Below are 7241 nucleotides of genomic sequence, written 5' to 3' on the forward strand. Positions count from 1 at the left end.
TTCCATGAATTCCATGAACGCGATCGACCTGCACGGCAAGCTCGAACTCTTCAGCGACCACTGGGCCCCGCGCACCGTGGCCGAGTACAACGGCCACGACGTGATGGTGGTGAAGGTGAACGGCGAGTACCGCTGGCACGCCCACCCCGACACCGACGACTTCTTCCTCGTGCTGAAGGGCCGGCTGCACATCGACCTGCCGGACGGGACGGTCACGCTCGGCCCGGGCCAGATGTTCGTCGTGCCGCGCGGCGTGCAGCACCGGCCGTGGGCCGAGGAAGAAGTGCACATGTTGCTGATCGAGCCGACCGGCACGCCGAACAGCGGCGATGCGGCGACGGCGGCGCCGCGGCGCGTGCTGTGATGCCATGGGGCGGGCAGACAAAGCACCTGCCGCGGGGCCGCTGACGGAACCGCCGGGCCGGCGCGGTCACCCACTGCTCGTCTTCAATCCTCCGTGAAAGTCGCGCCGTGGGAGTCGCCCCTGTTGGAAATGCCGCGGTGCAGCTGGGCCTGATCGAGCCGCTGATCGCCGCGCCCGACCGCCAGGCCTACCTGCTGCGGAAGGTGTCGATGTGCCGCGGCGGCGCCCGGGTGACGCTGGGGACGGCGGGATTCGACGGCTCGGACGGGCAGGGGATCGACGCGCTGGCGGACGTGACCGGCGGGGATCCACCGGGGGACGACGGAGGCTCCGTGGGCGCGGCGCCCTCCACCTCCCGGACGAAGGGCGGCGTCACGCGTGCGACCGGTGCATCGCGTGGCGGGCGCCGTCGACACACCGGCCAGGGCGATTCGCGGGGGCGCGACGCGCCCGACGACGCCGACGAAGACCCGGACGATCAGCCTTTCACCACCGCGTAGCGCTCGAGCGTCCGCGCGCGTGCCTCGTCGTGCATCACGACCGGCAGCGGGTAGGTGTCGCCGAGCCGCACGCCGGCTTCGGCGAGCTCGATCGGCCGCGCCAGCCATGGCGCGTGGATCGCCTTGTCCGACAGCCGTGCCAGCGCCGGCAGGTAGCGCCGGATGAACTTGCCCGCGGCGTCGAACTTCTCGCTCTGGCTCACCGGGTTGAAGATGCGGAAGTACGGCTGCGCGTCGCACCCCGTCGAGGCCGCCCACTGCCAGCCGCCGTTGTTGGCCGCCAGGTCGTAGTCGTTCAGGTGCTGCGCAAAGTAGCGCTCGCCCCAGCGCCAGTCGATGCCGAGGTCCTTGGTCAGGAAGCTGGCCGTCACCATGCGCAGCCGGTTGTGCATGTAGCCGGTCTGGTTGATCTGCGCCATCGCGGCATCGACCAACGGGTAGCCGGTGCGGCCCTCGCACCACGCCGCGAACAGCGCCTGCGCGTGCTTGCCGTGCTCCCACTTGATGGCGTCGTACTCGGGCTTGAAGCTCGCGCCGACCACCCGCGGGTGATGGTGCAGCACCTGGTGGTAGAAATCGCGCCACACCAGTTCCGACAGCCACACCGCCGCTCCGGCCGAGCCGTGGTGCATGCGCTGCGCGGCCTCGCGCGCCAGCGTGCGGATCGAGACGGTGCCGAAGCGCAGGTGCATCGACAGGTAGCTCGGCCCCTTCACCGCCGGGAAGTCGCGCGCCTCGCCATAGCGCTCGATGCGCGGCAGGAAGTCGTCGAGCAGCGCCCGCGCGCCGGCCTCGCCCGTGCCCTGGTGCAACTCGTGCAGGTTGGTCGGCTCGAAGCCGATGTCGGCCAGTGACGGGATGTCGCCCGCGACATCTTCCGCCGGCGGCGCCAGCCGGTGCGCGTAGCGTTCCACCGGGTACGCGCTGACGTAGAACGGCTCCAGCTTGCGCAGCCAGGCGTTCCTGTATGGCGTGAACACGCTGTAGGCCTTGCCGCTGCCGGTCAGCAGCTCGCTGCGCTCGAACACCACATGGTCCTTGCCGGTGTGYAGCGCGATGCCCAGGTCGGCCAGCGCGCCGCGCACCCGGGCGTCGCGGGCCAGCGCGGCCGGTTCGTCGTCGTGGTTCGCGTACACCGCCTGCACGTGCAGGGCCCGGGCCAGGCGCGGCAGTTCGTCGGCTGCGAAACCGTGGCGCACCAGCAGGCCGGCGGCGCCAGGCGCCAGCGCGCGCAGCCGGGCGTCGAGCGCGGCCAGGCTGTCGCGGATGAACTCCACCCGCCGGTCGGCGCGCGGCAGCGCATCGAGGATCTCGCGGTCGAGGATGAACCCGCAGTAGACCTTGCGGGCGACCTTCAGCGCATGGAACAGCGCGGCGTGGTCCTCGGCCCGCAGATCGCGCCGGAACCACACCAGCGCGGCGTCCAGTGACGGCTCTGTAACCTTTTCCATCGGGCGAGTGTGCCGCAGTCATAAAATGCCCCGATGCCTGCCGCGACCATCAACCTGACGAACCAGTTCCTGATCGCCATGCCGGGCATGGCCGACGACACCTTCGCCGGCGCGGTGATCTACCTGTGCGAGCACACCGAGAAGGGCGCGCTCGGCCTGGTGATCAACAAACCGATCGACATCAAGCTGAAGAACCTGTTCGAGAAGGTCGAGCTGACCCTCGACCGCGCGGATCTCGCCGACGTGCCGGTCTACTTCGGCGGCCCGGTGCAGACCGAGCGCGGCTTCGTGCTGCACGAGCGGCTGGGTGGCGAAGGGGGCGAGGGCGGGCACTACARCTCGTCGCTGCAGATTCCCGGCGGGCTCGAGATGACCACCAGCAAGGATGTGCTCGAGGCGCTGTCGCACGGCGCCGGCCCGAAGAAAATCCTCGTCACGCTCGGCTACAGCGGCTGGAGCGCCGGCCAGCTCGAGGAAGAGATCGGCCGCAACGGCTGGATCAACGTCGGTGCCGAGCCCGGCATCATCTTCGACACGCCGGTCGAGCAGCGCTACGACAAGGCGCTGTCGCTGCTGGGGATCGACCCGCGCATGCTCTCGCAAGAGGCGGGGCATGCATGAGGCCGCTGCCCCCCGCTCGTTCCTGGCTTTCGATTTCGGCACGCTGCGCGTCGGCGTGGCCACCGGCAACACCGTGACGCGCACCGCGACGCCGCTGCGCACCGTGGCGGCGGTCGGCGATGCGCGCTTTGCGGCGCTCGGCAAGCTGATCGCCGAATGGCAGCCCAGCGCGCTGGTGGTCGGCGTGCCGGTGCACCCCGACGGCGCGCCGCACGAGAACACCGTCCGCGCGCAGCGCTTCGCCCGCCAGCTGCACGGCCGCTTCCGGCTGCCGGTGCACGAGGTCGACGAGCGCTACACCACCACCGAGGCCCATGCGATGGGGGCGAGCGACGTCGATGCGGCGTCGGCGGCCATCATCCTGGAGCAATACCTGCGAGCCCTCCCTTGGCCTCCACCGACTTGAACTCCACCGACAGGACCACCTGATGGGCACACTGCTTCTCGACGCCGAGGCGTTGTACACCGACCTGCAAGCCGTCGTGCGCAACCTGCTGCAACCCGACACCGTGCTGGTGGGCATCTGGTCGGGCGGTGCCTGGCTGGCCGAGCGGCTGCACGCGCAGCTGAAGCTGCCGGGCGAGATCGGCGTGATCTCCAGCGCGCTGCACCGCGACGACTTCGCGTCGCGCGGCATGTCGAGCGCCGACCCGACGCGGCTGCCGTTCGAGGTCGACGGCCGCCCGATCCTGCTGATCGACGACGTGCTCTACACCGGCCGCACGACGCGCGCGGTGATCAACGAACTGTTCGATTTCGGCCGCCCGGCCAGCGTGACGCTCGCGGTGCTGGTCGACCGCGGCGGGCGCGAGCTCCCGATCCAACCGGCCTACTCGGCGGCGCGCATCACGCTGCCGCGCGAGCAACGCCTTCGTCTCGCACGCGACGACGACGGCCGATTCACCTTCGACATCCAGGAAGGCAGCTGATGCTCTCGAAGCGAAACCCGCAACTCAACGCGCACGGTGAACTCATTCACCTGCTCTCGATCGAGGGCCTGCCGCGCGCGGTGATCCACCACATCCTCGACACCGCAGGCACCTTCCTGAGCGTCAATGATCGCGACGTGAAGAAGGTGCCGCTGCTGCGCGGCAAGAGCGTGTTCAACCTGTTCTTCGAGAACAGCACGCGCACCCGCACCACCTTCGAGATCGCCGCCAAGCGGCTGTCGGCCGACGTGATCAACCTCGACATCGCGAAATCGAGCGCGGCCAAGGGCGAGAGCCTGCTCGACACCATCGCCAACCTGTCGGCGATRCATGCCGACATGTTCGTCGTGCGGCACGGCGAGAGCGGCGCGCCCTACCTGATCGCGCAGCACTGCGCGCCGCACGTGCACGTGGTGAACGCCGGTGACGGCCGCCATGCGCACCCGACGCAGGGGCTGCTGGACATGTACACGATCCGGCACTTCAAGAAGGATTTCAGCAACCTGACGGTGGCGATCGTCGGCGACATCCTGCACTCGCGCGTGGCGCGCTCCGACATCCATGCGCTGACCACGCTGGGCGTGCCCGAGATCCGCGCGGTCGGCCCGAAGACGCTGGTGCCGGGCGACCTGAACGAGATGGGCGTGCGGGTGTGCCACGACATGGCCGAGGGCATCCGCGGCGCCGACGTGATCATCATGCTGCGCCTGCAGAACGAGCGCATGAGCGGCGCGATGCTGCCGAGCGCCGGCGAGTTCTTCAAGAACTACGGGCTCACCGACGAGAAGCTCGCGCTCGCCAAGCCCGATGCGATCGTGATGCACCCGGGGCCGATCAACCGCGGCGTCGAGATCGATTCGTCGGTGGCCGACGGCAAGCAGAGCGTGATCCTGCCGCAGGTCACCTTCGGCATCGCGGTGCGCATGGCCGTGATGTCCACCATCGCCGGAAACAACGCATGAAACTCCTGATCAAGAACGGCCGGCTGATCGACCCGGCCTCGGGCATGGACCAGACCGGCGACCTCGCGATCGCGGCCGGCCGCATCGTGTCGATCGGCAGCGTGAGCGCCGATTTCCACGCCAGCCGCACGATCGATGCGGGCGGGCTGGTGGTGGCGCCGGGCCTGGTCGACCTGGCGGCGCGGCTGCGCGAGCCGGGGCACGAGCACGAGGGCATGCTCGAATCGGAGATGGCCGCGGCGGTGGCCGGCGGCGTCACGAGCCTGGTGTGCCCGCCCGACACCGACCCGCCGCTCGACGAGCCGGGCCTGGTCGAGATGCTGAAGTTCCGTGCGCGCAACCTGAACCACGCGCACCTGTACCCGCTGGGTGCGCTGACGCGCGGGCTGGCCGGCGAGGCGATCACCGAGATGGCCGAGCTGACGGAGGCCGGCTGCGTCGGCTTCTCGCAGGCCGATGCGCCGCTGACCGACACGCTGGTGCTGCAGCGCTCGATGCAGTACGCGTCCACCTTCGGCTACACCGTGTGGCTGCGGCCGCAGGATGCGCACCTGGGCAAGGGCGTGGCTGCGAGCGGCGCGCTGGCGACGCGGCTCGGCTTGTCGGGCGTGCCGGTGATCGCCGAGACGATCGCGCTGCACGTGATCTTCGAGCTGATGCGCGTCACCGGTGCGCGCGTGCACCTGTGCCGCCTGAGCAGCGCGGCCGGCATCGCGCTGGTGCGGCGCGCCAAGGACGAAGGCCTGCCCGTCACCTGCGACGTGAGCGCCAATCACCTGCACCTGACCGACATCGACATCGGCTACTTCAACGCCGCGATGCGCCTGACGCCGCCGCTGCGCCAGCAGCGCGACCGCGACGCGATCCGCGCCGGGCTGGCTGACGGCACGGTGGATGCGCTGGTCAGCGACCACACGCCGGTCGACGAGGACAACAAGAACCTGCCGTTCGCCGAGGCCGAGCCGGGCTCGACCGGGCTGGAGCTGCTGCTGAGCCTGGCGCTGAAGTGGGGTGACGAGCAGGGCCTGCCGCTGGCCAAGACGCTGGCGCGCCTGACCTGCGACCCGGTGCGCGTGCTGGGCGAGAGCCTGGGCTCGCTCGGCTCGAGCGCGGGGCGGCTGGTGCAAGGCGGCGTGGCCGACCTGTGCCTGTTCGACCCGGCGGCGCGCTGGACGGTGGAGCCGGCGAAGTTCCGCAGCCAGGGCCGGCATTCGCCGTTTGCCGGCTACGAGCTGCCGGGCCGCGTGGCCGCGACCATCGTGGCCGGGCAGGTGGCGTTCGAAGCCCCGACGGCCCGCTGAGGCCGTGCGGACGCTGCGCGCCGTCTGGCGCATCGTGGCCTGCCTCGCGCACGTGGTGCGCGGGGTGCTGATCTGCGCGTTCATCTTTCCGTTCTTGAGCCCTGCACGGCGCGTGAGGCGCGTCGGGCCGTGGTGTGCGGCGATGCTGCGGGTGCTGGGCATCCGTGTCGTGGTGCGGGGCGAGGTGCATGCGGCGCCGGTGATGATCGTCGCCAACCACGTGTCGTGGATCGACATCCTCGCGATCAATGCGGCGCACACGGCGCGCTTCGTGTCGAAGGCCGACATCCGTCGCTGGCCGGTGATCGGCTGGCTGACGGCCTGCGGCGGCACGCTGTTCATCGAGCGCGAGCGCAAGCGCGACGCGATGCGCGTGGTGCACCAGGTGGCGCAGGCGCTGCAGGAGGGGCACGTGATCGCGGTTTTTCCGGAGGGCACGACCAGCGACGGGCATGGCGTGCTGCCGTTCCACGCCAACCTGCTGCAGGCAGCGATCACCACCGGCGTGCCGGTGCAGCCGCTCGCGCTGCGCTATGCCGACGCGACGCAGCCGGTGAGCCCGGCCGCGGCCTACATCGGCGACACCAGCCTGCTGCAATCGCTGTGGTGGGTGGTGAGGGCCGAGGGGTTGACGGCGCAGGTGACGGTGCTGCCGGCGCATTACTCGGCGCATGCGCAGCGGCGGGAGTTGTCGGAGGCGGTGCGGGCGGGGATCGTGGGGGCGCTGGAAAAGTGAACAAGTGTCAAATCCGCGGCGCGGCAACGATTCCAGCGGCTGGCGAGTCTTGCCGCGGTCATTTCGTTCACGTCTAATCCGCCGGCCGCGTCGATGCAGTTCCTCCAGAGGATTCGCCGCGAGCACAGGTAGTCGGTCAAACACCGCAGGTGTTCACCGATGTCGAGGCGAGACGAGGAGCGTTCCGTGAAGCGCAGGAAGATGGCAGCGCTGATGCTGCTGATGGCGCAAGCGTGCCTGTGGTGGGTCGAGTCGGTTGCAGCGCAACCGATCACGCAGTACAAGGCGAGCTACAACTTTTCGACCCTTGTCTGGTTCGACTCGGTGCCTGCGTCCGTGAGCTACATGATCGGGCTCATGGAGGGCTGGAACGGCAC

Annotated in this window: 10 protein-coding genes; 9 read left to right on the forward strand and 1 reads right to left on the reverse strand. The window is 69.9% G+C overall.

Going from position 1 to position 7241, the window contains the following annotated elements; all coding sequences use genetic code 11:
• Positions 1-4 precede the first annotated feature (4 nt).
• Both AC1D01_RS14850 and AC1D01_RS14855 read left to right on the forward strand, forming a co-directional pair.
• On the forward strand, positions 5-364 hold the full coding sequence (locus AC1D01_RS14850; RefSeq protein ID WP_477867486.1) for a cupin domain-containing protein: 360 nt from the start codon (positions 5-7) through the stop codon (positions 362-364).
• A gap of 137 nt (positions 365-501) precedes the next feature.
• On the forward strand, positions 502-864 hold the full coding sequence (locus AC1D01_RS14855) for a hypothetical protein (protein ID WP_477867470.1): 363 nt from the start codon (positions 502-504) through the stop codon (positions 862-864).
• Here AC1D01_RS14855 and AC1D01_RS14860 read toward each other — a convergent pair.
• Positions 843-2315: a cryptochrome/photolyase family protein gene (locus tag AC1D01_RS14860; protein WP_477867472.1), complete on the reverse strand. Its 1473-nt coding sequence runs from the start codon at positions 2313-2315 to the stop codon at positions 843-845. The genes AC1D01_RS14855 and AC1D01_RS14860 overlap by 22 nt on opposite strands.
• Before the next feature lie 33 nt (positions 2316-2348).
• On the opposite strand from AC1D01_RS14860, the gene AC1D01_RS14865 reads away from it, so the two are divergent.
• The 7 genes from AC1D01_RS14865 to AC1D01_RS14895 all read left to right on the forward strand — a co-directional run.
• A complete protein-coding gene (locus AC1D01_RS14865) occupies positions 2349-2936 on the forward strand; it encodes a YqgE/AlgH family protein (protein ID WP_477867474.1) in 588 nt (195 codons plus the stop codon).
• Entirely contained in the window at positions 2929-3342 is a 414-nt protein-coding gene (gene ruvX, locus AC1D01_RS14870; protein ID WP_477867476.1) for a Holliday junction resolvase RuvX, read from the forward strand. Before AC1D01_RS14865 ends, ruvX begins: the two co-directional genes overlap by 8 nt.
• 22 nt (positions 3343-3364) lie before the next feature.
• Entirely contained in the window at positions 3365-3865 is a 501-nt protein-coding gene (gene pyrR / locus AC1D01_RS14875) for a bifunctional pyr operon transcriptional regulator/uracil phosphoribosyltransferase PyrR (protein ID WP_047499677.1), read from the forward strand.
• Complete coding sequence (locus tag AC1D01_RS14880; protein WP_477867478.1) at positions 3865-4827, forward strand: aspartate carbamoyltransferase catalytic subunit; 963 nt, start codon at positions 3865-3867, stop codon at positions 4825-4827. The genes pyrR and AC1D01_RS14880 overlap by 1 nt, the downstream gene beginning before the upstream one ends.
• Entirely contained in the window at positions 4824-6128 is a 1305-nt protein-coding gene (locus tag AC1D01_RS14885) for a dihydroorotase (protein WP_477867480.1), read from the forward strand. The genes AC1D01_RS14880 and AC1D01_RS14885 overlap by 4 nt, the downstream gene beginning before the upstream one ends.
• Positions 6129-6132: 4 nt before the next feature.
• Positions 6133-6864: a lysophospholipid acyltransferase family protein gene (locus AC1D01_RS14890; RefSeq protein WP_477867482.1), complete on the forward strand. Its 732-nt coding sequence runs from the start codon at positions 6133-6135 to the stop codon at positions 6862-6864.
• A gap of 186 nt (positions 6865-7050) precedes the next feature.
• On the forward strand, positions 7051-7241 hold a 191-nt coding region (locus tag AC1D01_RS14895), incomplete at its 3' end, for a hypothetical protein (protein ID WP_477867484.1).

This window comes from Rhizobacter sp. P3_B12, assembly GCF_056402895.1.